The organism is Dolichospermum sp. UHCC 0406 (genome assembly GCF_009712025.1).
In the GTDB taxonomy this organism is placed as follows: domain Bacteria; phylum Cyanobacteriota; class Cyanobacteriia; order Cyanobacteriales; family Nostocaceae; genus Dolichospermum; species Dolichospermum lemmermannii.
Map to the genome: position 1 here is coordinate 210,812 of NZ_VILA01000001.1, position 26,866 is coordinate 237,677.

Genomic DNA, 26,866 nt, shown 5'->3' on the forward strand with positions numbered 1-26,866 from the left:
TTATCTTACATCTACAGTTCTTCACAGTATGACAAAACTTTACACAAAGTCTAGTAACATTAAGTTGCTAGTTAGGAAGCAAGAATAAAACTAAATAGCTTAACATTATATCAAATTTTCTCAAACTTTAGCAATTTAAGTAAATTTTTATTGTTTTTGCCCCATTATGCTGCTTTCGTTTTATTCTTTGTACTGAGTTTTACCCTTACCGATTAACCCGATAACAAATTGTCCTTTTCATCATTTTTATAGTTTATGACCACAAATATTGATTTCCTGAGTCATCTTAACCCTAGTCAACGTCAAGCCGTAGAACACCACTGCGGACCATTGTTGGTGGTTGCTGGCGCTGGTTCAGGGAAAACCCGTGCGCTTACTTACCGCATTGCTAATTTGATTCTCAAACATGGTGTTAATCCCGAAAATATCCTCGCGGTGACGTTTACTAACAAAGCCGCTAGGGAAATGAAGGACAGAATTCAAAGGATATTTGCTGAACAATTAGCCATATCGCAACATGGTAAAAAGTTGGATTTGCTGACAGAATATCAACAAAGCTTACTAAAATCAGAGGTTTACCGCACTAAAATCAAAGATATGTGGTGTGGAACTTTTCACAGTTTATTTTCACGGATTCTGCGATTTGATATCGAAAAATATCAAGATGAAAAAGGCAGAAAATGGGATAAAAACTTTTCTATCTTTGATGAATCCGATGTGCAAAGTGTAATTAAAGAAATAGTTACTAAAGATTTAAATTTAGATAGTAAGAAATTTGAACCCAAGTCTGTACGCTACGCCATTAGTAATGCTAAAAATCAAGGATTTTCTCCCCAACAATTTGAAAGTGAACAGCCCAATTATCGCGGTAGAGTCATAGCTGATGTCTATAATCGCTATCAGGATAAACTTTCCCAAAATAACGCTTTAGATTTTGATGATTTAATTTTAATTCCTACCCGATTATTTCAACAAAATGAAAAAGTTCTAAGTTATTGGTATCGAAAATTTTGTCATATTCTAGTTGATGAATATCAAGATACCAACAGGACTCAATATGATTTAATTCAGCTTTTGGTCACAAATGGAGAAAGCCGTAAAAGTGAATGGAAATGGCAAAATCGGTCTGTGTTTGTGGTTGGTGATGCTGACCAGTCAATTTACAGTTTTAGAATGGCAGATTTTACCATTTTGCTAGAATTTCAGGAAAATTTTGGCGATGGTTTGGCAGATGATGATACTCGTTCTATGGTGAAATTAGAAGAGAATTATCGTTCTTGTGAAAATATTCTCCAAGCTGCGAATGAATTAATTGAAAATAACACTCAACGCATTGATAAAATTCTCAAAGCCACAAGAGAACCAGGGGAAGCAATTTATTGTCATAAAGCTGATGAAGAAATGGCAGAAGCGGCTTTTGTGATTAACCAAATTAGAAATTTAGAAAATCAACACCCGGAATTAAATTGGGGTAACTTTGCAATTTTATATCGAACTAATGCCCAATCTCGACCTTTTGAAGAATTATTAGTAAAATATCAAATTCCTTATACAGTTGTGGGAGGAATGAAATTTTATGATCGTAAAGAAATTAAAGATGCTGTGGCATATTTAAGGGCAATTAATAACCCTGCTGATACTGTAAGTTTATTACGGGTGATTAACACACCGCGCAGGGGCATTGGTAAGGCTACTGTGGATGCTTTGGTGAATGCTTCCCAGCAATTAGGAACAACTTTATGGGAAATATTAAGTGATGAAACATCTGTAAATACTTTAGCAGGACGTTCATCGAAAGCTGTAAATAATTTTGCAGCCATGATTTACAATCGTCAAGAACAAATCAAAGTAGTTCCCGGTTCGGAAATCTTACAAGGTATTTTAGAAGATTCTGGTTATATTAAAGAATTGCAAGATCAAGCTACAGATGAAGCTGATAATAGAATCAGTAACGTCAATGAATTGCATAATGCTATGTTGCAATTTCAAGAAGAAAATGCTGGAGAAGATATTTCTTTACAGGCATTTTTGCAAAGTGCGGCTTTGAGTTCTGATTTAGATAATTTAAAAGAAGGACAAACAGCGGTTTCGTTAATGACTTTACACGCTTCTAAAGGGTTGGAGTTTCCGGTTGTCTTTTTGGTGGGTTTAGAACAGGGGCTTTTTCCGGGTTATCGTTCCTTACAAGATCCTTCATTGTTAGAAGAGGAACGACGTTTATGTTATGTTGGTATTACTCGCGCTCAAGAACGTTTATTCTTATCCCATGCCAGAGAAAGGCGTTTATATGGGTCTAGAGAACCGGCAATGCGATCGCAATTTCTCGATGAAATACCAGCAGAATTACTGACTACCCAAAATAAAGTTACCCGGAGTTCTACTAAAACTACCTCTGCAACTTCTAGTAAACAAAGCACTTCTGGAATTTGGCAAGTCGGTGACAGAGTATTGCATAAGTCCTTTGGGCTTGGGGAAATTACCCACATTTTCGGAGAAGGGAATAAGGTTTCTGTAGCGATTAAATTCCTGAGTTTAGGACAAAAAATAGTAGACCCCAGAGTAGCGCAATTACAAAAAGTTTAATTTTGCATTAGTCCAAGCAGGTGGACTTTGCTTGTGTAGATGCGGTTTCTAACCGCCGATTTTGCTTGATCAATACCTTGTTCAAATCGAAAAAAGTCTTGATTTGTAGATTGGGTTGAGGTAAGTATCCCTGACGGGGGGTGAAGCCATAACCCAACATGAGCGTTGGGTTGCTGTTGCTTTATCAAAAATTTATATAATTATTGGTGCAATTGTCTAAGCAAGTAGATATACTATCAGTATTCAGGAGAAATATAATATTTGCAGTTGAAAAATTCAGTATTTTCCAGTTTAGAACTTGCGTATCAACAATGCTATAAAAGAAATACGATGAATAGAAACAGGCAACTATTCCCATAAAACTCCAGTAGTTGCTCCCACCAATATATACTCAAAAGGGTTGGGACATTGACTTTTGTAAAATCACGAAAAACCTAGATTTGTAGGGGTTTAGCATTGCTAAACCCCTACCCGCTCAATTATTTATCAGGGAAGCAGTCATGTCTCAAAAACGTCACCCATTGAAAATAATCACAAAAAACTCCACAAGATTTATCCGGCGGTTTTTAGCAAATATAAAAAAACAACTCATTTGGTTATTGCGAACTGTTTTTAGTAGTCAAAAACAACAGCAGGCTGCAAACGCAGGTTTCGTATTGCCAACAGTGGTAATGGTATCGGTAGTAGTAGTTTTATTAACCACTGCTATCATGTTCCGCTCCTTTGACCGGGCGAAAAATGCTAGTAATGTCCGTGTCAATGAGTCTGTTATCACTGCTGCTACTCCAGCAATTGATAGAGGTAAAGCAAAAATTAGTAAATTATTGCAGGATAAAACTCTGTCGAAAACTACACCAACAGACAATGATCTGTATAATGCTCTTGTTAATAATATAGATAAATATACATTTGGTGATGAAACTAAACTAACACTATCTTTACAGGGACAACCACCACTACCACCATCACTACAAACAGCTTGGAGGTTTCCTGTTGATACTGACAGCAACGGGAAATTTGATAGCTATACCCTCTACGGTATTTATTTTAAAACCCCACCAGTGGTAAATGGTCAGTATAGCAGAGCCAGAAATGCTTTAGAAGCCAGAAATCCACCAGTAGTCAAGGGGACATTAAATGCTAATTGTGGAAGTACCGATACCAGTTTAGTAGGTAATACTGGTTGGGTGAGACAAGATAATGAAATCAAGAAAGCCTTTTTTGTTTATACCGCTACAGCCAGAATTACTGATCCTCCCAACACTAGTAACTATGAAGTATATAATGGTAAGATTGCTGGTAGTCTGGGCGGGGCTGTAGAGTATCAACAAGACAGAATACAAACACCAACAAATAACAATGCTGTTGTTTATGACGATGATCTAGAATTAAATTCTTCTACAAATTTGAATGGTGGGGTTTTTACAAATAGTAATTTACTGGCTGCTGGAAGTGTTAGTAATCTTAAATTATATCAAGTTAGTAGTGAAGCGTCTTGTTTCTATAAACCTAAAAATGCCAAAATTATTGTTGGTGGTAATTTAGCTCTGGGTAAGTTTACTGATGCAAGTGATACGGGGGGAGCGACTGTTGATTTATACAACGGTAAAATAGATAATGTTACTCCTGGTACTTTAACAAAATCAGTGACAAATAGTCCCAAAGATACAGCCTATAATAACCTAGCTTATGTAAGGCGGATTAATAAATTAATTGAAGCTCAAATTGCTGCTGATTCTACAGGTGCTAATGATCCAACAGAAGTTAAAAACGGACTTGCACTCAAACAAACAGCATTAGGAATAACTTTTAATAATACAGAGACCACTAAATACCGTCGTCAACAATTAGAAATTTACTTTAAAAGACGGACTCGTCGTGTACCTTATACAGAAGTTGCTTATAATCCTTCTGGTGCTACAGAACCATATCCTAACCCATTATTACAAGGATCTGCTGATACCCTGCGTCCCATTGATAACTGGGTTTATCCTACGGACCCAACAGACGGTAAAACAGGTGTTAATTATACTAATCTATCACTCAACATTAGCGGAACATCCTTAGAACCCAAGGTCAGCGACCCAAAAGAATTGAAGAAAAATAGCGGAAAAGAAGGACGATTGGGTGATAGAGTTCTAGTTAGTAACAATTTACCCGAACTGAGGTGGGATACAAGTAAAAATCAGTTTATTGGTTCATATATTGAGGATACCCAAGATATTACTGGCATTAAATGGGATTTACCAAGTGGTACTACGCAAACTCGCACACGACCCTCTTTAGTACGGAATTTAGCAGATATTGGTTCTAATGAAAGAGATGGAGACTGGGAATTAGCAGCAGCCAAAGTACCAACAAGTACCACAGGACCCGTGGGTGGTTTACGAGTTGTTACGGGGGCAGGTGTTTATTTGAGTAAAAATGATACTCCTAGTAGTATTAACAGTAACGTAAAAACAATATGGCCTGATAATGCAGGAACAATAAGTTCTACGGATACAACAACACCTTATCTAAAAATGCGGGCTACAGCAGTTTATCACTACAATACCCAACCGCCCAAACCCATAGCCTGTGTGAGTAGTTATTACGATCCTACTGATAATAATAGCTACAAAAATATGAACAGTCTACCAGATGCTTTTAATATTGAAAAAGGTTCTCAAGGTAAATCTAATAGGGGTATAGTTTATCCTGCACCCACTAAAACAGCTAGTGATTATGCAACAGCTTTGACATATCTATCTCAATTAAATTATAGTAATGGACGTTTCATAGATGAGGGATTACTAGCTAGAGCATTAGCAAAAACACCAGCAAATAGAACTATATCAGAGCAGTCTGGTATTGATGCTCAAATTTGCGCTCTACAAATTCTAGATGGTAGTATTAATCCTAATAATTCCGTGATTCCCCATGGTGCAATTTTTGAAACCTTCTTTTCTGACCAGAGAGAAAATCAAAAAGTTCGCGCTACAGTTTTAGACCTGAATCAACTACGGACAACAACCATTGGTGGTTCAGAATATTTATTACCCAATAGCGGTATTATTTACGCGACTCGTGATGATGCTTTACCAGATATCAGTGCGGGTAATACCGACGCTGGAAAACTTGAAAGTCCTGTAGATTATTCAGACGACACCACACGCCGTCCCAGTGCAATTATACTCATTAAAGGCGAGAAACTGGGGCGAACAAATAGCTACAAGGAAGAGGAAAAGGGGTTAACTTTAGCTACCAACTTACCAGCGTATATTAAAGGTGATTTTAATAAACACACTCAAGAGGAATTTACTAATACACTAGCAGATGATTGGAGTAACTTCTATACTCGCAGTACATTTAATCCCAACTTTGCCTGTCGTTCTGGTGACTCCAGATTTCCTAATTGTACCACAGGTGATGAATGGCGACCTGCGAATATTTTAGCTGATGCTGTTACTTTGCTTTCTGGAGACTTCGACTTCAAGGAATTGGGTTATGCAATAGGTAGCCAACAAATAGCTAAGAACGATACTACTTTTAATCTGATTATTGCTGCTGGTGACAATCCTGCTAAACCTACAGTAGATAATGGTGGTCTAAATGGTGGTCTAAATAACTTGGTTCGCGTTATAGAGAATTGGACTAGTAGTAAAATCAAGCTCAATGGGGCTTTTATGCAGGTAAAAAAGAGTGCCTATGCTACAGGGACAAATCCACCTCAGAAACTTAATAGTCCCCCGACAAGACAGTGGAGTTACGATGTAGGGTTGTTATTTCAGTCACCCGACTTATTTGCCAGTAAACTCGCAGTCACACCACCTGAACCACCGGATGAATATTTACGGGAAGTTAGCAGAGGTGATACATGGTTACAAACTTTGTTATGTGCTAAGGAGACTTCTAATACTAACTTTGCCATAGAAGATCCAAAGCAACGTCCTGATATCTGTCAATAATAAAACCTACATAAAACTTACAAAGAGGTGATAAAATAATGATAAAAACCAAACTACAGCCAAAAATTTTATCTGCTAGTGATTCTGGTTTCACAATTATTGAGGTACTAGCAGGGGTAGTTTTAATTGCTATTCTCTTGGCTGCTATATCACCTGTCCTGGTCATGTCTACGGCTGTCCGGGTGCAGTCGAAAACTACAGAAAAAGCTGTTCAAGCTGCTAAGACATTTATTAATGGTGTCAGCAATAATTCAATTTCAGCGCCCACTAAAGTAATTACAGAAACTCCAAATACTCCTATAAATCTAGAAACAGCAATGCCGGTTCCTCAACAAACAGATACAGATTTGTATTTCTTTAAGAAGGATAGCACCATCACGGCTTGTAATCCAATTTCAACTTGTCAACCAGATCAAAATAGCCCATTTGATGAATTTTACATTCAAGCGGCTCAAATAAAGCCCGCAGGTACGAAAACAAGTGATGGCTATCGTCTAGCGATTAGAATATATAGAGAAGACTTGGATTTTGATCAAACTATTCTAGGGTCTAGGACAGGTGGTATTTTAGTTAATAAACAAGCGCCAATCTTGATAACAACAGTTGAGATTAGCGGTAGTACCACTTTTGGCAGTTTATGTTCCCGCTTGGGTTGCGTTCAATAATCAACCTTGTCAATAAATTGGTTTATCCCTGAGGTTAATTCAATCAAATTCACCATTAATTTTCCCATAAAAAGCGAGTAAAATCCCCACCGTGCAATAATTTAATCTAAGAGGATGTTTGAAAAGTGGTATTCCGTAATTTTCATCACATTGCTACCCCCCTTAGTCCCCCCTTGTAAAGGGGGGAAACAATAAAAATCCAGTTCCCTCCCCTTTACAAGGGGAGGGTTAGGGTGGGGTAAAAAATATTTGATACATCAACCATAACTTTTCAAACACCCTCTAAATCAGAAACATCTGAAAATCTGCCTTTGGTGCATTTAAAAAAGGACAATACAATGATGATCAAGATACTTAAATTTATATTCAAAAATCAATTCAAGTCCTCAAAATCTCTTGATAAATCTGGTGGGTTTACTCTCGTTGAATTGTTAGTAGCTTTAGCGATGTCATCTATAATTATCACACTATTACTAGAGTTTATGATTAGTGTGATAACCACAGATAGCAATGAGCAAATTAAGATAAATTCTGAGCAAGAAATCCAAATAGCACTGGATCATATTTCTCGTGATTTACAAGAAGCTATTTATATTTATGATGCTGCTGGTATTAACGCAATAAAACCTCAACTGCGTTACCCAAATGATGATACTAAAACTCCTATATTAGTTTTTTGGAAACGGAATTTTGTTAGTCAGGTGATTCCCACTACATCAGGAAAAGATGATGCTTTTGTATATTCATTAGTTGCTTATTATTTAATTAAAGATACTAACACAAATTGGTCAAAATCTGCTCGTATCGCTAGATGGCAAGTTAAGGACGGTGTGGAAGTTTCTACAGGAGGTGTAACTTGTTCAGGATATACTAAGAAGTATGTTAATGCTGATAACTGTCCTAATCCAGGTTTTAATCCCTTTAATATAGCTCAATCCAACACTGTAGAAGATGCCATGATCAATTGGCAGAAATCTGGAGATTATAGTAGTGGTAATACGGCTAATGTGTTAATTGACTATGTAGATCAAACCACACCACCACTCGTTCCAACCATACCACCCACACCACCAGCGGCCACCTGTCCAGATAATACCATAACACCTCCAATTACATGGTCAAAAATAACGCCAAGCACAATAACGCCAACGCCAAGTAATGATATGACAGGGTTTTATGCTTGTGTAGATAAAGCCAATACAACAGCAAAGGTATTTATTCGCGGTAATGCCCTAGCTCGTAGAGAAAGTAATCCAAATCTTATAAAATATGAAAATGATAAAAAAAGTTATTTTCCCACGGCTAATGCCATAGTTCAAGGAGCAAAAAGTGGCTATTAATCATTAACTTAAAAAGTTAGTTGTCCGACTCTTGACACTGGTTCATAAAGTAATAATTTCACAATAGCTATAAAAAAATCAAAAATTCAGAAAAAAACGGCATATAAAAAATCATCCCACATCGCAATATATATATGTTTTGCTTGCAAATAATCAGGGATGAATTATTTACAAAATAATCGCTCTAATAGCGGTTTTACGTTGATAGAAACGATTACAGCACTATTAATGATTGGTATACTATCAGCAATAGCTGCACCAAGCTGGTTCGCTTTGATCAAGACTCAGCACTTAAATATTGCCCAAGATCAAGTTTATCGAGCCATGCGTGAAGCCCAAAGCCAAGCCAAAAAAGAAAAGTTGACTTACCACGCTAGTTTCCGAGAAGAAAATAATAATGTTCAATGGGCAGTTCATCCGGCTACAATTGACCCATCTAATGCTAAATGGAATGACTTAGATCCTAGTGTGCAGTTAGATGTGGTGGAATCAACATTACAATTATCTAATGGCGTGAGACGAGTCCGGTTTGATGATATTGGTGGTGTGATACCTCCACTCGGCAAAATCACCCTATCTAGTAAACCTGGTGGCACAGCAAAGCGTTGTGTTATTGTTTCCACTATATTAGGCGCAATGCGAACCGCTAAGGATAACTCTTGCAATTAATTTGTATGATTGTAGCGGGCAAGATGCCCGCACCACAACATCTAGCTATTAGGATGATCAAATTTAGATGCGTAACAGCTAACCGGGTATTTAGCCTGGGGTTTTCACCTGACGGGCCATATCTAAAAAGACATTCATATTTACCCCTGGACGACGACGAGGACTATTCAGAGGAATGAGATATTTGGTGGCAAAATTGGTTTCCGTGGGGGCTGATATTTTCACGGGTTCAGGCTTAATAACTTTTACTGCTGCTGGTGTAACTTTTGGTTCAGCTTTTGGTGCTACTGTTGCTGGTGCTTGAGTAACATTAGCTTCTTCAGCTTCTTCTTTTAGCTCTAAGTAGTAGTTATTACCTTTTTTACCAAAAAGTCCGGTAATAAAACCCACGATACCCGCAATGATATTTTTGATAAAGCCCATAAAAAATGCTCCTGGTTTGAATAGTCTAGAATGTGACCGAAATTATTAAAAATCACGGTGTAATATTACATTTGATTGCGTTATCTGCGGCCAATTATTAGACATACTGCTTGCTAATTAAAAGCCTACATTTACTACTAGCACCGCAGGGCGGAATTAAAAATTAACAATTAAAAATTAAAAAGCAGATTGTATAAGCTCTTTAGGGACTTTTAATGGTTATCTTACTTACGCTGTACTGTACTAGTAATTATTTTTAGGTTTTTTATTTTAACAACGGTATCCGGTAAATAACGCAAATTAATTATTAAATTTTATTATAACTATAAGATTATGAGAACTTATTTAATAAATCTTAATAATTTTTCGGCAGTCACCAATCTGGTATATTTTGTATATTTTCGATTACAATACTGAGATAAATAATCAAGATTATGGCAACAAAACAGCAAAATCCCGTTTTATTAGTGCATGGGATTAACGATACTGGGGCAGTTTTCAATAAAATGGCATCTTATCTCAGAGAACAAGGTTTGTCTGTGCATACGGTGGATTTAGTCCCTAATAATGGTGCTGAGGTTCTGGATAAATTAGCGCAGCAGGTAGCTAATTATATAGCTACTACCTTTGAAGCAGAACAACCATTTGACTTAGTTGGTTTTAGCATGGGTGGTCTTGTTAGCCGTTATTATATTCAGCGGTTGGGGGGAATAGATAGAGTCCAGCGATTTATCACCATTTCTTCACCCCATAAAGGAACTATAGTTGCTTATGGTACTTGGTTAGCTGGTGCTGTGCAAATGCGTCCTAATAGTGATTTTATCAATGATTTAAATTCTGATGTCGAAATGTTAAAGCAGTTAAATTTTACATCTATTTGGACACCTTATGATTTGATGATTTTACCTGCGGAAAGTTCGCAACTTGGTATAGACAAAGAAGTAATTTTACCCGTGATATTACATCCTTTAATGTTAACAGATATTAGGGCTTTAAGAATAGTAGCAAAAGCCTTAATAGCACCACTAAAAGCATGAATTTGGGTTTACCAAAAGTGGACTAATGAAAAATCAAGGTTCTTACAGCACTTCCCGGTGTTATGAGGTACATATCTAGCGGGCAAGATGCCCGCACTACAAGAGTTTCATGATTCAACTTTGTACCTCATAAGAGCGGAAACCGCTGTATTTATACTATGAGTATATGTGGCTTATTTACTGCCCTCTAAGTTTTATCACCAATTGCAGTATATTCAGTACCTTCAAAAATTGCCTTTGGATGACAATAATACTTAAATTCCATTAAGTTATAAAAAGGGTCTTCTAAAAAGAAAGTGCGATGTTCTAGGAGAGAATCAGTAAAGCGGTTTTTTGGTTCTTCTCGAAATTTTAGATCTTTGTTTTTTGCCCTTGCTAGTAATTCTTGCCAATCTTCTTCTTTGGTAAAAATTAGGCCAAAATGTCGCGGATAAATGGCTTTTTGTGGTGTTAAAATATCCTTGGTAACATGAGCTACTAATTGATGTCCATAAAGATTGAGAATCAAAGCATGAGGGCTTTCTCTTCCGGGTATGCAGCCTAAACCGTCCACATAAAAGGCTTTAGTTTGGGGAATATCAGCAACGGGAAAAGCGAGATGAAATAAAATTTTGTTCATAGATCGAGCAGTTATATCTGATAATATTATGGCAAAAATACTCATAATTTAGCAGCCATGTTGTCTTTGATTGATTCTTTAAATCCCTGGTTAATGGGATTAGTCTTAAATACGATTTTACTGGGAATAGTAGCCATTATTCCGAAAAAGTTGCTCACGCCCGCAGGTATACTTAATGCTGGGTTATTGGGAATTATCATTTGGGGAACACTAGGTTGGCAAGGATATCTAGTGGTAGTGTTTTATTTTCTTGTTGGTTCTGGGGTAACACGGATTGGTATGGCCGAAAAAGAAGCCGCAGGAATTGCCGAAAAGCGTGCCGGTGCAAGAGGTCCAGAAAACGTATGGGGTTCAGCATTAATAGCGGCTTTCTGTGCGTTGGGACTGTTGTTTTTCCCTGATTTTAAATATTTACTATGTTTGGGTTATGTCGCCAGTTTTAGCACGAAACTATCTGATACTACCGCGAGTGAAGTTGGTAAAGCTTATGGTAAAAGCACCTTTTTAATTACGACATTGCAACCAGTTCCTAGAGGGACAGAAGGGGCGGTAAGTTTAGAAGGAACTCTAGCTGGTATGGTAGCATCAATAGCGATCGCACTCATTGGTTGGGGAGTAAATTTAATTAATCCTCTGGGGATAATTTGGACTGTCTTAGCTGCATTTATCGCTACCAATTTAGAAAGTGTCATTGGTGCAACTTTGCAATCTAAATATACTTGGCTTACCAATGAAGTTGTCAATATTATTAATACCTTGATTGGTGCAACTGCGGCAATTATCATGGCGTTAATTTACCAAAGTATCTTTGTTTAATTATTGACTCAACGCCAAAATTAATGGTTAAGTTTCTTTGAGGTAAGAGGTTGTTTGAAAACTTTTTCGTGTGGGATCTGACACCCGCAGATCCCCCTAAATCCCCCTTTTCAAGGGGAACTTTGAGGAATTTAGCCCCCCTTACAAAGGGGGGTTGGGGGGATCTCGATTAATTCTGATACTTTTCAAACATCCTCTATAGGATCTAAAATTTCAATGTAAAAAAAGCCCCATATAATTATCAAGAGGCTAAAGAAAAGATATTCATTGTTAACAGATATTTGACTACATAGACAGATAAGGATCTATATTGCCAACTTCAAATTCACAAGCCCTAGAAACCACATCTGGAGGTAATTTATCAAAACTGATTAATGGTAAATAATCAGGATTATCTATGAGTTCCTTTGCTAATAAAAATCCAGCAATTGTCCAAGTTTGATATTTCCTCGCTTGTTTACCAATTAATCTCCCTTTTTTACCATCGTAATATTCTGGCCATTCATCTTCACTCAGTCTAGCTGTAGCAATTTCAATGGCTTTTTCTGCTAACTGTGGTTTTTTGGTTTTCACTGCTGCTGCTGCTAACATCCACATTAAAACAGGCCAACTTCCGGCATTATGATATGACCAAGGAATGTTTTTGGGATCACATCCTGTGACTACTCGATATTCTTCACCTTGTAAGGCAGGATAACAGATTTTAATAGGCATATCTCCTACTAAATCATCCCATCGTTTTTCAATCAGATTCATAATGGCTTGGGACTGTTCTTCAGTAGAAAGATCAGAAATCACAGCCATCAAATTTCCCAGAGTAAAGAACCGAGTATCCATTTGTGATGGTCCAACATTTCCCGCAAAATAACCACCTTTTTTCGGTAGCCATTTATCTAATTCATAATAAGGTAAAGAATCTGCATAGATATTGAAAAGATTGACCGCAGTTTTTCCGTATTCTTCACCTTTAAAGCGATAAATTGCATTCAGACGATTAATATCTATCCAATAATGCTGACGAATATGTCCACACAATAAAGGTAAGCGGTTATCAATTGCTTCGATAATATCCCCATTCCCTGTGCAAATTAGTAATTCTCTCGCAGCCCGTAAAGCCGCAAAAAATAGAACTTGAATTTCTAAAGGATGCCCATAAATCCCCATGCGTCTATCTATCATACAAGCACCGTCAGGAACTAACAGCGTGGGGTACATATCAAAACGATTGGCCAAACAGATATCCATAATTAACCTAATTCCTGTTTGGAATTCAGGTTGATAAGCTAAGGAAGAATCATTTGTAGCGACGACATAAGCCCGTAATAAAATTAGCCACCATAAACAAGAATCTACAGGTGTAACTCTAGCAATAGCGTGTTCACCAAAATCAGCTTCTAAAAATTCTTCCCCATTGGCAGAAACAACTTTGAAACTGGCTGGAATTAGCCCTCTACCGGGTTTATAGGCATCTAAGGCCTTTTCTTTCGGTTGCAACTTTAATGTTTCTTCTAGGAAATTTTTGACAATATCTGTTCTGCCTTTAATCAAAAAAATTAAAGCCGAAGAAACAAAATCTCGGATAAAACATTGGTCGTAATTTAGGGCTTCTACGGATGAATCATAAGCCGCTAGAGTTCCTACTGGCTGACCTTTGTAGTAGAGAATTGAATTCTCTAATGCAAGCCAAGCTTCATTTTCTATATTTTTACTTGTCTCTAATTTGTTTAGTTGCATTACCAGACTAACTCCATTTGGATAGTAGATTTGTTGGGAGTAGATGCACCTTTAATTATTCTTTATGCCCTTTTCATGATAACTTTGAAATAGCAAATATCAATCCAGTCAAAATACTAAAACTCGGTCAATGTCAAAATCTAACTGCATCATATTTAGCAGTTTTTTCAATCTCTGAAAATGCACTTTATTCTCCGTGTAAAATCACTTCAATAGAGTATATCTGCTTAATCAGGAATTGATCATGGACATGACAAAATATATTATTCCCCTACAACTTAACAATTTATAACGTTTTTTCCGAATATGCAATATAAACAATTAAAAAAAATTGAGGTATTAATACTGATGAAGCGATATATATTTTACAAGCTATTCATAAGCTGAAACCTTTGATATGCTTGATTGACTGCTTGCATGGCAGTTTTGGCACTGACAGAAGTGTTAATATCAGGATGATATAATCTGGCTAATCTCAAGTAGGCAAGTTTGACATCTTTGGGGTGAGTTTTCGGTTCTATGCCTAAAATTTCCCACCATTCCCCAGTTAAGGGTAAATCATCACTGCTGTGAACCTGCCGCCAAATCTTGAGAGTGCCACCTTTACCACCACTAATCAATATTTTACCATCTGGACTGAAAGCTAGGGGACTAAACCCAGAAATAGTTTCTAGCAATTCCCCAGTTTCAAGATTCCAAAGTTTGATAATTCCATCTTGACTACTACTAGCAATAATTTTACCATCAGGGTGAATAGCGATCGCAGAAATAGCCGTTGAGTGTTTATTGAACGTGTATTGCAATTCCCCAGTATGGAGATTCCATAATTTGATTGTACTATCTGCACCACCACTAATCAGGGTTTGATTATCGGCAGTAATTACTAATGTATTGACTGCTGCTAAATGCTGATTAATGGTATAAAGTGGTTCACCAGTTTGTAAATTCCAAATTCTGATAGTTTTATCAGCACTGCCACTAACAAGAGTTGTAGAATCAGGACTAATAGCAATAGCTAAAACTGCATCCTTATGTCCATTTAAAGTGTGTTTAATCGTCCCTGTATAACTTCCCCAAACTCTGATAGTTTTATCCGTACTACCACTAACAATAATATTACCATTGGGACTGAAAACAAGTGCATTAACAAAACCATTATGACTATAGGGAGAACTTAAATAAGAGAATGTGCGATTATATTTTTTTGTTTCTAATTCCCAACTGCTGATTTTCCGATCTACACTACCACTAATTACCTGTTTTCCGTCGGGACTAATAGCTACAGATAACACAGCTTCAGCTTGTCCAGAAAAAGTATATAGCAACTTTCCAGTTTGCAAATTCCATAAATTAACTTGTCTGTCATTGCTACCACTAACTAAGGTTTTATTATCAGGATGAATAGCAACACTATTCACGGTGGCTGTGTGTCCTTTGAGGGTTTTCACACATTGCCAAACTTCCGTTATTTGAGGAGTTATATTTAATATTTTGGGTTCAACTTCTGGTTTAAATTGAGGAGATTTACCTTTGATTTTGGATTTTAATTGTTTTAATTCTTCCTCAATTTCTAAAGCTGTAAATTTGGCATTTATATCATCACCAGATAGTTCTAGTAATGCTTCCAAATAATAATAATCATCATCATTATTTAAAACTTTTGTTTCCATGCGTTCAAAAACTTGCATGGGAGTTTCCCTAAATTCAGAATCATCTAATAATTTAGCCACACCATAAGCAGCAAGTCCTAAAACTGCACCAATTCCTGTCATTGATACTGTACCAATACCAAAAGCTAAACCAATTTTAGGTGCAACAAATCCTATGCCACCGATAACATTAGAAACGCCAACACCACCAATAGCACCAATACCCATTGCACCAAAAACGGCGCTATCCCCTGCTGTAATTCCTTTAAAAGCACCATAAGCAGCAGCGCCAACAACCGCACCGGCAACAGTTACAGCAGCAGCACCTATTCCCACACCACCAAAGCCTCCAGCTATTCCCATACCTCCGACTGTGGAGGAGATACCCGCACCTGTTAAAGTTCCGGTGGTGATGAATGCTGCACCTGTTTGAGATGTTGGTTTCATGCTTACGTCAGAATCAGGATTTATAGGATTTAAGGATTGAACACTAAGTTGCTGGTAATTTAAGAACTAGATTTTTTTAACTTTTGTTTTTTCCGGCGTTTTTCTGTAATGGCTACACCATGTTCTACGGGATAACCCGCTACGGGAATTACCTGATATTTTCTGTCTGCTTCTAAATTTTTCAGTTCTGTGTAATCAACCCAGTGAATACAATCAACAGGACAGGTATCTATGGCTTCTTGAACTACCTCTTCTATATCTCCATCTTGACGGAGGACACGCGATCGCCCATAATCTTCTTCAATGAAAAAAGTATTTCGGGCAACATGGGCGCAATGTTTACAGCCAATACAGGTAATTTCATCAACATAAACACCTTTTTGCCGCACTAATCCGCCTAATTCCGGTTCTAAACCAGAACGTTCGGGGACATCTCGCAAAAGACTCCCTAATTCTGGTTCTAAACCGGAACGGTTATATTCCTCTTCTGGTGACGACGGCGGCAAATTAGACATTACGCACTCCAGCGTTGTACTACTAGGCGAATAGAACCATCTTTCTGTTGTTGTTGTTCGGCTACCTGGAAGCCAACTTTAGTAGTTTCTTTAACTACTGTTTGATAAGCATAACGTTGAGTTACTTCACGAACAAACCCATCCACAGATAGATTTTGTTGCCAATATTGTAAATCTGCAACTAATTCGTATTCTTGACCATTCCATCTAAAACCGATATCATAACCATTTTGCTGTTCAATTGTGACTTCGGCTGCATGAGTTTGACCACGATAACCCCGCACCTCACCAGGTCCAGGTTTCCAGTCTATTCCCAAGTCAGAAAGGGCATCTTTCAAGGATTCCAGATTACGGATCTGTGTCTTAATTTGGCTAAAGTGTGACATGGTGGTTTGTAATCAATGAAATTAACTAGTTGGAAAACTTACCATTCGCTGTGGGCGGTTTGTGTATCCACCACACTATTTTGTTGCGGGTTAGTGGCAAAAAACTCTGAGGTTGGTTCATTACTCAACACTCGTCCTAGCTGGGCTTCTATGGCTGCTGTTACCTCAGTACAAGATGCACCGATAATACCGGTGACTTTTTCTTGGACTCGACCATCTGGATAAATGATGAATTCTAATGTTTCCATGCTTTGAAAGCCAACCTAGATAGTATATTTGAACTTTGCTGGTTTACCAGACCTACTCAAAATTTAGGGATAGGAACTTAGATACAAATTTGCCACTTGTCTCATAATGTTCCATATTTAAGCACATATATTTCATAATGTTTACAAAAGTTATTATTTTAGATTAGTATTTACGTTCGTTAGTTATAAGTTTCTCTTAACCTGATCAATTAGTCAAGATGAGGACTGCTAAAGACCAAAAATTATCAAAAATCTGATTAAATAAAGCTTGTAGGTAAAATCCCTAGTCAGGAATGAATATGAAAAAAATCTAAAATTCATTGAAAGATCTTATCATTATCATTGAATTGAACCAAGTCATAGGTTTTATACTGATGATCAGGTATAATTGTTACTGGCTCTGCCATGAATATTCACAAACATTACACTATATTACCAATTTTAAATAAAAACATGAGATTTAGAGACTGGGCGACTAGAGTAATACTAATTTTTTTGATGTTAGCTACCCTAACTTTGGCTGTATTCATTGGGGGTGCGAGACAACAACACAATCAGACAATTGCATCAACATCGGAAGGGACAACTGAGTATCAATATCCACCAGCGCAATTACAGTCAACAATAACTAAACCAGAAAAAAAGCGAAATTTAATCCCGTCTCCCGCAAAGATTAAAAAAATTAATCCTCTGTATATAACTACTAGAGATTTCGCTAATTATACACCTAATTTTGCCCAGGTTACAGTTGATCCTAGCAATTATGGCGATCGCTATACCGCAGATGTTAATGGTGTACCTTGTAATAATCAAGCCATTATTGTCCTTCATGAAACTACCAATTCTACTTCTAGCGCCATTAATTTTTTTCAAACACCTCATGATGATGAAAGTGTTCAAGCCAGTTATCATGCCATAATTACTTTAGAGGGAAAAGTTATTTATCTAGTTCCTCCAGAAAAACGCGCTTTTGGTGCTGGTAACTCAGTTTTCAAAGGTGTTAATGGTGTGGAAACTGTGCAAACTAATCCTAATTTATCCCCATCTGTAAATAATTTTGCTTATCATGTATCTCTAGAAACCCCGACCGATGCTTGGGGGAAAAGTAATATAGAAGCACATTCAGGATATACAGAAGCTCAATATAATTCCTTAGCTTGGTTAATTGCTCAAAGTCAAGTTCCAGATGATAGAATTACAACCCATCGTGCGGTAGATGTGGGGAATGGGAAAGTTGATCCTTTAAGTTTTGATGGTGAAAAGTTTCTCAATAAATTGCATTCTTTTCGGCAATTACAAACTTTCAATTAGTTAGCAAAACAAAATTCTGAGGATTTAATTTAGTTAAAACTTATGCAGAATCTCAAATAATGTGATTAAATTTAGAGGATATTTAACAAATAGATAGAATGCTTCATGCGTCGAGACTCCATTTTCTATAAACTATTTCAACAGTCTCCAACTTTGCTATTTGAACTGTTGACAAATCCACCCATAAATGCAGATGCTTACCGATTTGATTCGGTAGCTGTCAAAGAACCCAAGTTTGAAATAGATGGAGTATTTCTCCCCCCAGAAAATGAAGGTGCTGGGATTGTGTATTTCTGTGAGGTGCAGTTTCAAAAAGATGAACAACTTTATGAAAGAGTATTTGCAGAATCTTCACTATATTTCTATCGCAACCGCGTTAGATTTAGTGACTGGCAAGCAGTTATAATATATCCATCTCGCAATACCGAACAAAGGGACATTTACCCTCATAGAACCTTACTAAAAGGTGAACAAGTACATAGAGTGTATTGAATGAATTGGGGGATATTCGTCAATTACCTCTATGGGTAGCATTGATGGTATTGACTACGGTGGAGGAAGAACAAGCGCCAGCAGCAGCACGGGATTTGTTAATAAGAACCCGTGAAGAAGATCCTCAACCATCAAGTCGCGCCATAATAGAGATGATCACGACTATCATGGTGTACAAGTTTGAAAAACTTAGCCGAATGGAGGTAGAGTCTATGCTAGGAATAACACTCAAGGAAACTAGAGTTTACCAAGAAATTAAGGAAGAAGGACGAGAGGAAGGACGAGAGGAAGGACGAGAAGAAGGACGAGAGGAAGCAACTGTTAATGTGATTATTCGACTGTTGACTAAGCGGTTTGGAAAAATCTCTGAGGAAATGCGTTCCTCAATTTCTAGTTTACCTTTGCCGGTTCTCGAAGATTTGAGCGAAGCATTGTTAGATTTTACCAGCTTTGCTGATATCCAAACTTGGTTAAAAGGGCGGGTAAATTAAAGTATTTGGGCTGAATATTCGCGTAAGTTGCTAGTTAAGAAAAAGGGAATAGGTGAAAATCAAAAACTTACCTATTTCCAAAATTACATTTTTTTCGCCAGTTAAGAAGCGTTAATACTGCTAATAAATAATTGGTCATTCAAAGTTTTTTTGTTTTTGCAATTTATCAATTAGAATATGTACTCTTGTTGATGGTTTGGTACATCCATCTTCGTTGGGATGATTTTGCTCTAATTTCATAGCATGATTAATTGCTTTTTCTTGATTGGATTTGAGTTTTTCATATAGCAATTTATCACTTTTATTATAATTTTCTCCTGGGTTTAAAATACCCTCTTTTCTCATTTCTGATTCTAGCTTTGGACGTAATTCTTTGTAACTACTAAAGGGACTGGTAGTATAACAACAATGGAGTAAAAACCAAAATTCAAAACAGGGTATTGATGTTATAGATTCAACATTATATTTTTTTGCTGTGCTGAGAGCTTTTTTATATTTCTCTGGTTTATTATCATCATCAAATATACAAAATACTTGATCATATTGTTGTTGTTGATATAGATTATAAGCTGTAGTTACAATCTCCAGAGGATCTCGACCATAAGCGGGAACTATTTTAACGTCAGTTGTTGATAATTTAAGTTCACGTTTTAGAGACTCAAAGTAATTATATTCTGTTTGTTCACCCTCAACTACAATTAAAAAGTATCCTCTAGGATTTTTATTCCCGGAACTTCGTTTTAAATTATTGGTAGATTTTCCCCGTGACATATTTTTAAAGACTCAACCCATTAATAAAAGGAATAGCACCATAGCGACCTAGTAAATAACCTTTTTGTAAAGATTCATCTTCACGAGGTCGAAAGTCAAACAATGAATATAGTTTAGTCATGCTGTTATCTTTTTCAGTAAACCACACTTGGTCAGGTCTGAATATTTCACCATCTAATAATGTAGTATCATGAGTTGTAAATATTAATTGAGCATTGTTTTTATTAATTTCTGGATTATTAAACATTTTTATTAATGCTTTAGAAAGAACTGGGTGTAAACTTCTATCTATTTCATCTATTATTAATATTTCTCCATTTTGCAATACATATAACCAATATCCTGCTATTTCAAATAAGCGTTTTGTACCATCAGATTCTTCATCAATTTCAAATTCTACCGTTTTATCAGAGTCATTCATTTTATGTACAGTGATAATATCTAATCTGCCAAAATCAGGAATATCTTTGCTTATTGCGTTGATTCCTAGCTTCTGCATTTCCTGTTGAATTCGATGAATCATATCATCATTTAATGTTTCAGGTATAATTTCAATTTTTAGATCAGCAATACCTATATCTGCTTCATTTAGTAATTTAACCATATAATTATAATAACCTTCATTATTTGTATCATCAACTATGAAGGGTGTATCTATATGAAGAATAATTTTTAGTTCATCTTGGAAAAAATCGAATACCTCTGTTAATTGAGGATGATTATTTTGTGCAGCATGAGATATAAATAAAGAATTAGAACGAACAAATCTTTGAATACGCTTTTTTTCCCCTTTTAATCCTTTACCAAAAGACCATTTATAACCTTCATTTGGTTCAAATGTTGGATTATCTGGTAGATATTCACGAGAAAACCAGTTTTGTTGAACTTCATTCGGATAAGCAATTAACCACTCTTCAAATACTCGTTCTCGATTTAAAGAAACTCCATATTCATAACGAATTTTTTCATGAATAAAAATCACTTCAAAACTACTAGGCTTTTTTGCTGTTTCACTATTTAATCTAAATGGTTCAACAGGTAATTTATCCCCAATTTGCATTCTACTAGCTGAGTTAATGACAAGATTTTTCAGCACTTGCATAGCTTTGAGTAAATTACTTTTACCTGAAGCGTTAGGACCATAAATAGCAGCACTTGTAACTAAGCGTAAATCATCATTATTAGGGACAGGAAAAGTATTACTATCCAGCATGGTTTCATCTTCAGCAGCTACCATACTTAATGTTTGCTTCTCTTGGATTGAACGATAATTTTCTACACTAAATTCTACAAGCATGACTTTATTTTTAGTTGGTTATCCGTCTATAACCCACAAATTATTATAAATAGTAAAAATTATACTTTTTGTACTTGCTAATGTCTAGTTAATAGCAACTTTTATTTGTGGGGTTATTCAAGCATACATAAATAATCAACAAATAGCTCTAGTTATAAAACTAAAGCTATGATTAATCTATGGAAATTCAGCAAACCCTACTTACTAAAACTGTAAATGTGCTGTGTTTGAAAAATACCTTTTAAAGAAGAAGGTAGTACACCATCAGCGAAAGTTTGCCTATCTAACTGTACTTGCAAATTACTCAAAGGATCGCTACCTGTCGCAATCAGAAATTCCATTTTCTGAATATAGGGTAAAGTTGCAATTTCATCTAAAATCTGGCAAATTGCTTGCAGGTAAGGATGACCTTTTTGTTGATACCAATTGGATTCAGCAATATTAGCTTGGTCAAAACCTAAATGTACAGTTAAAGAGGGTTGATCAAATAAAGCGATTCCCAAGGGACGGGCTTCTTCCTGTAACAATAAATGTTGATTTTTGGATAAATACCGTAATTTCTCTAATCGTTCATAACGTTCAGTCACCGATTCCGGTTCATCTTGCCAATGTATGGCAACTGTAACTAGATAAGTTTGTAACAGCATATGTCCCAATTTCTTAGCTTTAGTAGCTAGGTAATAGGAATTAAAATCATTAGACTCAATTAAGAGGGGAACACGATCTACCACGTCTAATCCATAACCTTTGACACCAGCAATTTTACGGGGATTATTAGTGATCAAACGAATTTTTTTAATGCCCAAATCCATGAGAATTTGCGCTCCCATGCCATAATCACGCAAATCAGCAGGAAACCCTAAACGCTCATTTGCTTCCACTGTATCCAAGCCCATATCCTGCAAAGAATAGGCTTTCAACTTGTTAACTAAACCTATGCCCCGTCCCTCTTGACGTAGGTAAACAACGACACCTTGACCAGCATTTTCAATCATTTTTAATGCGGCTTGTAACTGCATCCGACAGTCGCAACGCAAAGATCCTAAAGCATCTCCTGTTAAACATTCCGAGTGCATTCGCACCATTACGGCTTCATCTCGGAAATTTGCCGGATCTCCCTTGACAATGGCAACGTGTTCTGTATTATCTAGGGTGTGACGGTAGCCGTAAATATCAAACTGACCAAACTGGCTGGGGAGTTTGGTAATGATTTCTCGATATATCAGGCGATCATTTTGGAGACGATAACTGATTAAATCAGCAATACTGATAATTTTCAGGTGATGATTTTTGGCATATTCCATTAACTGATGTAACCGCGCCATTGAACCATCAGGGTTTTGAATTTCGCAAATTACCCCGGCTGGATACAGTCCCGCTAGTCTGGATAGGTCTACAGCGGCTTCTGTATGTCCTGCCCGTTTAAGTACGCCTCCTGGTCTAGCCCGCAGGGGGAAAATATGACCAGGACGACGTAATTCTTCCGGTTTGGTGGCTGGGTTGAGGGTGACTTGGATCGTGCGGGCGCGGTCTTCGGCGGAAATGCCAGTGCTAACGCCCAAATGGGGACCAGCATCAATACTAACAGTAAAGGCGGTTTGGTTAGTATCTGTGAGTTTGCTGACCATTAATGGTAAGTCTAGTTCATCGAGGCGATCGCCTGTCATTGCCAAACAAATCAGTCCTCTGGCTTCTACAGCCATGAAGTTGATCATATCCGGGGTGGCAAATTGGGCGGCGCAAATTAAATCACCTTCATTTTCTCGATTTTCGTCATCTACGACAACAATGACACGACCGGCTTTGAGATCGGCCAAAGCGGCATCAATAGGATCAAATTTAAAGGTTTGGGTAATATTAGGCTGTGACACAGAAAATTTCCAGCTATTAACGTAAAGTTTTTTAACAATTTCTTATTTTAGATTGTAGCTTGTTTATCGGAATTAGAGGTTTTGTGAGATAACTAAGTAGGTTAGCATTGAAAATCGTCGTTATGACAAGGCAAGAGGCAAGAGGCAAGAGTGAAGAGGGTTTGGGCGATTTTACTTTTCGTTACATATTTCGGTTTTTTTCCGTTCACCTACTTAAACTGTTACTTGACAATAAAATAGTTCATATATACTATTAATAGTTTAGAGTCCCGTATATACAGATTATTAAGCTATGAATTTCAATGATATAAGTAAATTACTAGGTAAACCCTACTTTCAAACGTCTAATTGTCTCATTTACAATTTAGATTGTTTAGAGGCAATGAAAATTTTACCAGATGAATCAATTAATTTAACTGTCACCAGTCCGCCGTATAATATTGGCAAGGAATATGAAAATTTATTACCATTGGACGATTATATAAATTGGTGTGAAAAATGGATAACAGAAGTTTATCGTCTGACTTTATGTGATGGAGCTTTTTGGCTAAATTTAGGTTATTTATCTATTAAAAATCGTGCTAAAGCAATTCCTATTTCCTATTTACTTTGGGATAAAATTCCTTTTTATTTAATTCAGGAAATTGTTTGGAATTATGGTGCTGGAGTCGCAGGAAGTAAGTTCTTTTCACCTAGAAATGAGAAATTTTTGTGGTATGTAAAAAATTCAGAAGCTTATACTTTTAATTTGGATGATATTCGTGATCCTAATGTTAAATATCCCAATCAAAAAAAGAATGGAAAAATCAAAGTTAATCCTTTAGGTAAAAATCCCACTGATGTTTGGGAATTTCCGAAAGTAACTTCTGGACAAAACCGATCTTCAAAAGAAAGAACACCACACCCAGCACAGTTTCCCTCTGCTGTCATTCAAAGAATAATTCAAGCATCTTCAAATCAAAATCAAATTATCCTAGATCCATTTTTGGGTTCAGGTACTACTGCTATGGTAGCTTTAGATTTAAATCGGCTAGTAATTGGTTTTGAAATTCGTCAAGATTACTGTGATATTGCTGCTAATAGAATTGAAACTTTTTTGAAAGAACAAAGTTGTCAAGTAGAACAAATGTCTTTATTTGTATAAAATAAAAGTAATTTTATATTTTTAAGTTAACCACCACCAAACACCATTTATTATGTTTTTGCCCAGTGCAAATTTTTCAATCCCTGAATTCAATTTAAGTATATTGTGATATTTTTCCTGCACTTTGGCTTTTTTAACAGTTTGATTATTACCTTGATAATCACTTAATTCCTGAATAATTTTTATTCCTTCCTTATTCATCTCATTCGCAATTACATCACCAACTTTACATAATAAATTAACAGGAGAATCTAAAATATATTCTCCTGATATTGTAAAAAGTTTATGCTCATAGACTTTTTGATCTAAACCAGATGCCTGACCTGTTGCTGATTTTTGTGCATTCCAGTCTTCATGATCTATCCAACCGAATCTTAATAATGTTAAACTTTGCTGGTAGAAATTAGCTGTAATATAATAACCAGACTTTTCTTTTTTAGCAAGCTCCTCATTATTTTCATCTTTTGCTTTTTGACCATAGCTGCGATTTCCAAAAATTTTTGTGCCAAGCTGACCAGAAGTTTTTATCTCTATTGAATATCTTGTATCCTTTAGATAAACAATATCTTTTTCATCTTTACATTGTGTTCCTCTCCATTCTTCTGGATAACGCTTTTGCAATTCTTTGGCAAATAGTTTTTCAAAAAAATAACCCACCATAATAGCTGGTGGATCAATTTCTGCCAGGCTCAAATATGTGTCTTCCTCTCCTATTTTTGTTTGCCATAAAAGCTGCCAACTCTTTAAAGCAACCTCTCTAATAACATTTGGCTTGAGAGGATGTTCTTCTATCAGTTCTTTTGTTTTATCTGCCCATTTTTCAACTGGAATACTGGCATAAGGAAATACCATTTAATCTAAACCTTTTAATAATTCACTGGGTGATATTCCCAGAGCCTGAGCAATACGGATAATATTTAACAAAGCAATATTTCTTTCACCACGTTCAACACCACCGATATAGTTGCGATGTAGTCCTGACAGTTCTGCTAACTGTTCTTGAGAAAGATTTTGCGCTTTTCTGATTGTGCGAATATATTCGCCAAATTTTTGAAGTTGAGAATTTTCTGTCACATAGCAAACATAATCTTTAGTGGTACTGATTTTCTACACACTATGAGTGTGATTATTTTTTAAAGATATTTGTGATTATAGGTACGCTAAAAGATCCGCTTTGCTATACAATGCTGCGAAAGTTCAATCAAAAGTCATTAGTAATTAGCTACTAGCTTGACTGCTGATGATTGATAATAGATAACTAAAAGTGGATAAGGATTTAAGATCATGGGAAATTTAAGACGCGTACCAGTTGGAATTGTTGGCGCGTCAGGGTATGGCGGAGTACAGCTAGTGCGACTGCTGATGGATCATCCTCAAGTGGAAATTGTTTATTTAGGTGGTGAAAGTAGTGCAGGTAAATCCTTTGCTGACCTTTACCCACAGTTCGGTAATATAGTAGATTTGCCCATTGAAGCAGTACAACCGGATATTATTGCTAGTCGTTGTGAAGTGGTATTTCTGTCTTTACCCAATGGACTGGCTTGCCAAATTGCTCCCCAACTTATAGAAAAAGGCTGCAAGGTACTGGATCTGAGTGCTGATTATCGCTTTGGTGATTTGAAAACTTATACAGATTGGTATGGTACAGAAAGAAGCGATCGCACCATAGCCGCGACAGCAGTTTATGGTTTACCAGAATTATACCGCGATCGCATTGCCGAATCAAATCTAATTGGCTGTCCCGGTTGCTATCCTACAGCCAGTTTACTGGCATTGTCCCCACTGTTAAAACAAGGTTTAATAGTTCCCGAAACAGCCATCATTGATGCCAAATCCGGCACATCTGGAGGCGGCAGACAAGGTAAAATTAACCTGTTGTTAGCCGAAGCTGATAACTCACTGGGTGCTTATAACGTTGGTAGACACCGCCACACCCCAGAAATTGAGCAGATTTGTAGTGAATTGGCAGGACATGAGGTAAAAATCCAATTTACACCCCACCTCATCCCCATGGTGCGGGGGATTTTAGCCACTGTGTACGCCACTATGCGCGATCCTGGTTTAGTCCGTGATGACCTCATTACCATCTACAGTGCCTTTTATCGTAATTCCCCTTGGGTGAAAATCTGCAATAGTGGCACTTATCCCCAAACAAAATGGGCGTGTGGTAGTAATTCTTGTTACATTGGTATAGAAGTTGACCCCCGCACCGGGCGAGTTATCATCATGTCAGCCATTGACAACCTCATTAAAGGTCAAGCTGGACAAGCAATTCAATGTATGAACCTGATGCTAGGCTGGGATGAAACCTTGGGATTACCTAAAATTGGGTTTTATCCTTAAAAGGGAACAGGGAACAGGGAAAAAGGGAACAGAAGGCAAGAGGCAAAAGTTAATATTCTCCCCCTGCT

Annotated in this window: 22 protein-coding genes and 1 pseudogene; 11 read left to right on the top strand and 12 right to left on the bottom strand. The window is 36.7% G+C overall.

Going from position 1 to position 26,866, the window contains the following annotated elements; genetic code table 11:
- The first annotated feature begins 255 nt into the window (after positions 1-255).
- The 5 genes from pcrA to FJR09_RS00975 all read left to right on the top strand — a co-directional run bounded on the left by pcrA (position 256) and on the right by FJR09_RS00975 (position 9,204).
- A complete protein-coding gene (pcrA, locus tag FJR09_RS00955; protein ID WP_168653744.1) occupies positions 256-2,583 on the top strand; it encodes a DNA helicase PcrA in 2,328 nt (775 codons plus the stop codon).
- 500 nt (positions 2,584-3,083) lie between these two features.
- Positions 3,084-6,530: a hormogonium polysaccharide biosynthesis protein HpsA gene (gene hpsA / locus FJR09_RS00960; RefSeq protein ID WP_168654000.1), complete on the top strand. Its 3,447-nt coding sequence runs from the start codon at positions 3,084-3,086 to the stop codon at positions 6,528-6,530.
- A gap of 38 nt (positions 6,531-6,568) precedes the next feature.
- Positions 6,569-7,195, top strand: coding sequence for a prepilin-type N-terminal cleavage/methylation domain-containing protein (locus FJR09_RS00965; RefSeq protein WP_168653746.1), 627 nt, complete (start codon positions 6,569-6,571; stop codon positions 7,193-7,195).
- A 338-nt stretch (positions 7,196-7,533) separates the two neighbouring features.
- The gene (gene hpsC / locus FJR09_RS00970; RefSeq protein ID WP_371416414.1) at positions 7,534-8,535 is read left to right on the top strand and encodes a hormogonium polysaccharide secretion pseudopilin HpsC; all 1,002 of its coding nucleotides are present in this window, start codon (positions 7,534-7,536) and stop codon (positions 8,533-8,535) included.
- A 159-nt stretch (positions 8,536-8,694) separates the two neighbouring features.
- Positions 8,695-9,204 carry a type II secretion system protein gene (locus FJR09_RS00975; protein ID WP_168653220.1) on the top strand — a complete coding sequence of 170 codons (510 nt, stop codon included), beginning with the start codon at positions 8,695-8,697 and terminating at the stop codon, positions 9,202-9,204.
- Positions 9,205-9,294: 90 nt separating this feature from the next.
- Here the strand turns inward: FJR09_RS00975 and FJR09_RS00980 are convergent, their stop codons facing one another.
- Positions 9,295-9,627: a hypothetical protein gene (locus FJR09_RS00980; RefSeq protein WP_148760201.1), complete on the bottom strand. Its 333-nt coding sequence runs from the start codon at positions 9,625-9,627 to the stop codon at positions 9,295-9,297.
- A gap of 434 nt (positions 9,628-10,061) precedes the next feature.
- Here FJR09_RS00980 and FJR09_RS00985 point away from each other — a divergent pair, with 434 nt between their 5' ends.
- Positions 10,062-10,664, top strand: a complete 603-nt coding sequence (locus tag FJR09_RS00985; protein WP_168653219.1) for a triacylglycerol lipase — start codon at positions 10,062-10,064, stop codon at positions 10,662-10,664.
- Between the two features lie 187 nt (positions 10,665-10,851).
- Here the strand turns inward: FJR09_RS00985 and FJR09_RS00990 are convergent, their stop codons facing one another.
- Positions 10,852-11,283, bottom strand: a complete 432-nt coding sequence (locus FJR09_RS00990; protein ID WP_015080209.1) for a VOC family protein — start codon at positions 11,281-11,283, stop codon at positions 10,852-10,854.
- A gap of 57 nt (positions 11,284-11,340) precedes the next feature.
- Here FJR09_RS00990 and FJR09_RS00995 point away from each other — a divergent pair, with 57 nt between their 5' ends.
- A complete protein-coding gene (locus FJR09_RS00995; protein ID WP_168653218.1) occupies positions 11,341-12,099 on the top strand; it encodes a TIGR00297 family protein in 759 nt (252 codons plus the stop codon).
- 285 nt (positions 12,100-12,384) lie between these two features.
- Here FJR09_RS00995 and FJR09_RS01000 read toward each other — a convergent pair whose 3' ends face one another.
- The 5 genes from FJR09_RS01000 to FJR09_RS01020 all read right to left on the bottom strand — a co-directional run bounded on the left by FJR09_RS01000 (position 12,385) and on the right by FJR09_RS01020 (position 17,078).
- Positions 12,385-13,833 carry a glycoside hydrolase 100 family protein gene (locus tag FJR09_RS01000; protein WP_015080211.1) on the bottom strand — a complete coding sequence of 483 codons (1,449 nt, stop codon included), beginning with the start codon at positions 13,831-13,833 and terminating at the stop codon, positions 12,385-12,387.
- 365 nt (positions 13,834-14,198) lie between these two features.
- Positions 14,199-15,929: a DnaJ domain-containing protein gene (locus tag FJR09_RS01005; RefSeq protein WP_168653217.1), complete on the bottom strand. Its 1,731-nt coding sequence runs from the start codon at positions 15,927-15,929 to the stop codon at positions 14,199-14,201.
- 59 nt (positions 15,930-15,988) lie between these two features.
- Entirely contained in the window at positions 15,989-16,444 is a 456-nt protein-coding gene (locus FJR09_RS01010) for a ferredoxin (RefSeq protein WP_015080212.1), read from the bottom strand.
- Positions 16,444-16,830, bottom strand: a complete 387-nt coding sequence (locus tag FJR09_RS01015; RefSeq protein WP_148760211.1) for a DUF1257 domain-containing protein — start codon at positions 16,828-16,830, stop codon at positions 16,444-16,446. The genes FJR09_RS01010 and FJR09_RS01015 overlap by 1 nt, the downstream gene beginning before the upstream one ends.
- A 38-nt stretch (positions 16,831-16,868) precedes the next feature.
- Complete coding sequence (locus FJR09_RS01020) at positions 16,869-17,078, bottom strand: DUF2997 domain-containing protein (RefSeq protein WP_015080214.1); 210 nt, start codon at positions 17,076-17,078, stop codon at positions 16,869-16,871.
- A gap of 453 nt (positions 17,079-17,531) precedes the next feature.
- Between FJR09_RS01020 and FJR09_RS01025 the strand changes: the two genes are divergently transcribed.
- Together FJR09_RS01025 and FJR09_RS01030 are read left to right on the top strand one after the other, a co-directional pair.
- Positions 17,532-18,389, top strand: coding sequence for a peptidoglycan recognition family protein (locus FJR09_RS01025; protein ID WP_168653216.1), 858 nt, complete (start codon positions 17,532-17,534; stop codon positions 18,387-18,389).
- Between the two features lie 105 nt (positions 18,390-18,494).
- A pseudogene (locus tag FJR09_RS01030) lies at positions 18,495-19,372 on the top strand (Rpn family recombination-promoting nuclease/putative transposase).
- Between the two features lie 135 nt (positions 19,373-19,507).
- On the opposite strand, the gene FJR09_RS01035 reads toward FJR09_RS01030, so the two are convergent.
- The 3 genes from FJR09_RS01035 to ribBA all read right to left on the bottom strand — a co-directional run bounded on the left by FJR09_RS01035 (position 19,508) and on the right by ribBA (position 23,311).
- Entirely contained in the window at positions 19,508-20,143 is a 636-nt protein-coding gene (locus tag FJR09_RS01035; protein ID WP_168653215.1) for an RloB family protein, read from the bottom strand.
- Between the two features lie 4 nt (positions 20,144-20,147).
- Complete coding sequence (locus FJR09_RS01040) at positions 20,148-21,440, bottom strand: ATP/GTP-binding protein (RefSeq protein WP_168653214.1); 1,293 nt, start codon at positions 21,438-21,440, stop codon at positions 20,148-20,150.
- A 197-nt stretch (positions 21,441-21,637) separates the two neighbouring features.
- Complete coding sequence (ribBA, locus tag FJR09_RS01045) at positions 21,638-23,311, bottom strand: bifunctional 3,4-dihydroxy-2-butanone-4-phosphate synthase/GTP cyclohydrolase II (protein WP_168653213.1); 1,674 nt, start codon at positions 23,309-23,311, stop codon at positions 21,638-21,640.
- A gap of 292 nt (positions 23,312-23,603) precedes the next feature.
- Here ribBA and FJR09_RS01050 point away from each other — a divergent pair, with 292 nt between their 5' ends.
- Positions 23,604-24,455 (top strand): site-specific DNA-methyltransferase, encoded by an 852-nt coding sequence (locus FJR09_RS01050; protein ID WP_168653212.1) that lies wholly within the window; start codon positions 23,604-23,606, stop codon positions 24,453-24,455.
- Between the two features lie 21 nt (positions 24,456-24,476).
- Here the strand turns inward: FJR09_RS01050 and FJR09_RS01055 are convergent, their stop codons facing one another.
- Both FJR09_RS01055 and FJR09_RS01060 read right to left on the bottom strand, forming a co-directional pair.
- Positions 24,477-25,307, bottom strand: coding sequence for a ScaI family restriction endonuclease (locus FJR09_RS01055; protein WP_168635469.1), 831 nt, complete (start codon positions 25,305-25,307; stop codon positions 24,477-24,479).
- Complete coding sequence (locus FJR09_RS01060) at positions 25,308-25,529, bottom strand: helix-turn-helix domain-containing protein (RefSeq protein WP_015080221.1); 222 nt, start codon at positions 25,527-25,529, stop codon at positions 25,308-25,310.
- A 210-nt stretch (positions 25,530-25,739) separates the two neighbouring features.
- Between FJR09_RS01060 and argC the strand changes: the two genes are divergently transcribed.
- Entirely contained in the window at positions 25,740-26,798 is a 1,059-nt protein-coding gene (argC, locus tag FJR09_RS01065) for an N-acetyl-gamma-glutamyl-phosphate reductase (protein ID WP_168653211.1), read from the top strand.
- The last annotated feature ends 68 nt before the right edge of the window (positions 26,799-26,866 follow it).

What these genes read in the sequence shown, in the direction of transcription:
- FJR09_RS00985 (WP_168653219.1), top strand. Translation starts at nt 10,062, where the DNA reads ATGGCAACAAAACAGCAAAATCCCGTTTTATTAGTGCATGGGATTAAC.
- FJR09_RS01055 (WP_168635469.1), bottom strand. Translation starts at nt 25,307, where the DNA reads ATGGTATTTCCTTATGCCAGTATTCCAGTTGAAAAATGGGCAGATAAA.
- FJR09_RS00980 (WP_148760201.1), bottom strand. Translation starts at nt 9,627, where the DNA reads ATGGGCTTTATCAAAAATATCATTGCGGGTATCGTGGGTTTTATTACC.
- FJR09_RS01020 (WP_015080214.1), bottom strand. Translation starts at nt 17,078, where the DNA reads ATGGAAACATTAGAATTCATCATTTATCCAGATGGTCGAGTCCAAGAA.
- FJR09_RS01035 (WP_168653215.1), bottom strand. Translation starts at nt 20,143, where the DNA reads ATGTCACGGGGAAAATCTACCAATAATTTAAAACGAAGTTCCGGGAAT.
- FJR09_RS00990 (WP_015080209.1), bottom strand. Translation starts at nt 11,283, where the DNA reads ATGAACAAAATTTTATTTCATCTCGCTTTTCCCGTTGCTGATATTCCC.
- FJR09_RS01005 (WP_168653217.1), bottom strand. Translation starts at nt 15,929, where the DNA reads ATGAAACCAACATCTCAAACAGGTGCAGCATTCATCACCACCGGAACT.
- FJR09_RS01000 (WP_015080211.1), bottom strand. Translation starts at nt 13,833, where the DNA reads ATGCAACTAAACAAATTAGAGACAAGTAAAAATATAGAAAATGAAGCT.
- FJR09_RS00995 (WP_168653218.1), top strand. Translation starts at nt 11,341, where the DNA reads ATGTTGTCTTTGATTGATTCTTTAAATCCCTGGTTAATGGGATTAGTC.
- FJR09_RS01010 (WP_015080212.1), bottom strand. Translation starts at nt 16,444, where the DNA reads ATGTCTAATTTGCCGCCGTCGTCACCAGAAGAGGAATATAACCGTTCC.
- FJR09_RS00965 (WP_168653746.1), top strand. Translation starts at nt 6,569, where the DNA reads ATGATAAAAACCAAACTACAGCCAAAAATTTTATCTGCTAGTGATTCT.
- hpsA (WP_168654000.1), top strand. Translation starts at nt 3,084, where the DNA reads ATGTCTCAAAAACGTCACCCATTGAAAATAATCACAAAAAACTCCACA.
- FJR09_RS01040 (WP_168653214.1), bottom strand. Translation starts at nt 21,440, where the DNA reads ATGCTTGTAGAATTTAGTGTAGAAAATTATCGTTCAATCCAAGAGAAG.
- pcrA (WP_168653744.1), top strand. Translation starts at nt 256, where the DNA reads ATGACCACAAATATTGATTTCCTGAGTCATCTTAACCCTAGTCAACGT.
- FJR09_RS01025 (WP_168653216.1), top strand. Translation starts at nt 17,532, where the DNA reads ATGAGATTTAGAGACTGGGCGACTAGAGTAATACTAATTTTTTTGATG.
- FJR09_RS00975 (WP_168653220.1), top strand. Translation starts at nt 8,695, where the DNA reads ATGAATTATTTACAAAATAATCGCTCTAATAGCGGTTTTACGTTGATA.
- hpsC (WP_371416414.1), top strand. Translation starts at nt 7,534, where the DNA reads ATGATGATCAAGATACTTAAATTTATATTCAAAAATCAATTCAAGTCC.
- argC (WP_168653211.1), top strand. Translation starts at nt 25,740, where the DNA reads ATGGGAAATTTAAGACGCGTACCAGTTGGAATTGTTGGCGCGTCAGGG.
- FJR09_RS01015 (WP_148760211.1), bottom strand. Translation starts at nt 16,830, where the DNA reads ATGTCACACTTTAGCCAAATTAAGACACAGATCCGTAATCTGGAATCC.
- FJR09_RS01050 (WP_168653212.1), top strand. Translation starts at nt 23,604, where the DNA reads ATGAATTTCAATGATATAAGTAAATTACTAGGTAAACCCTACTTTCAA.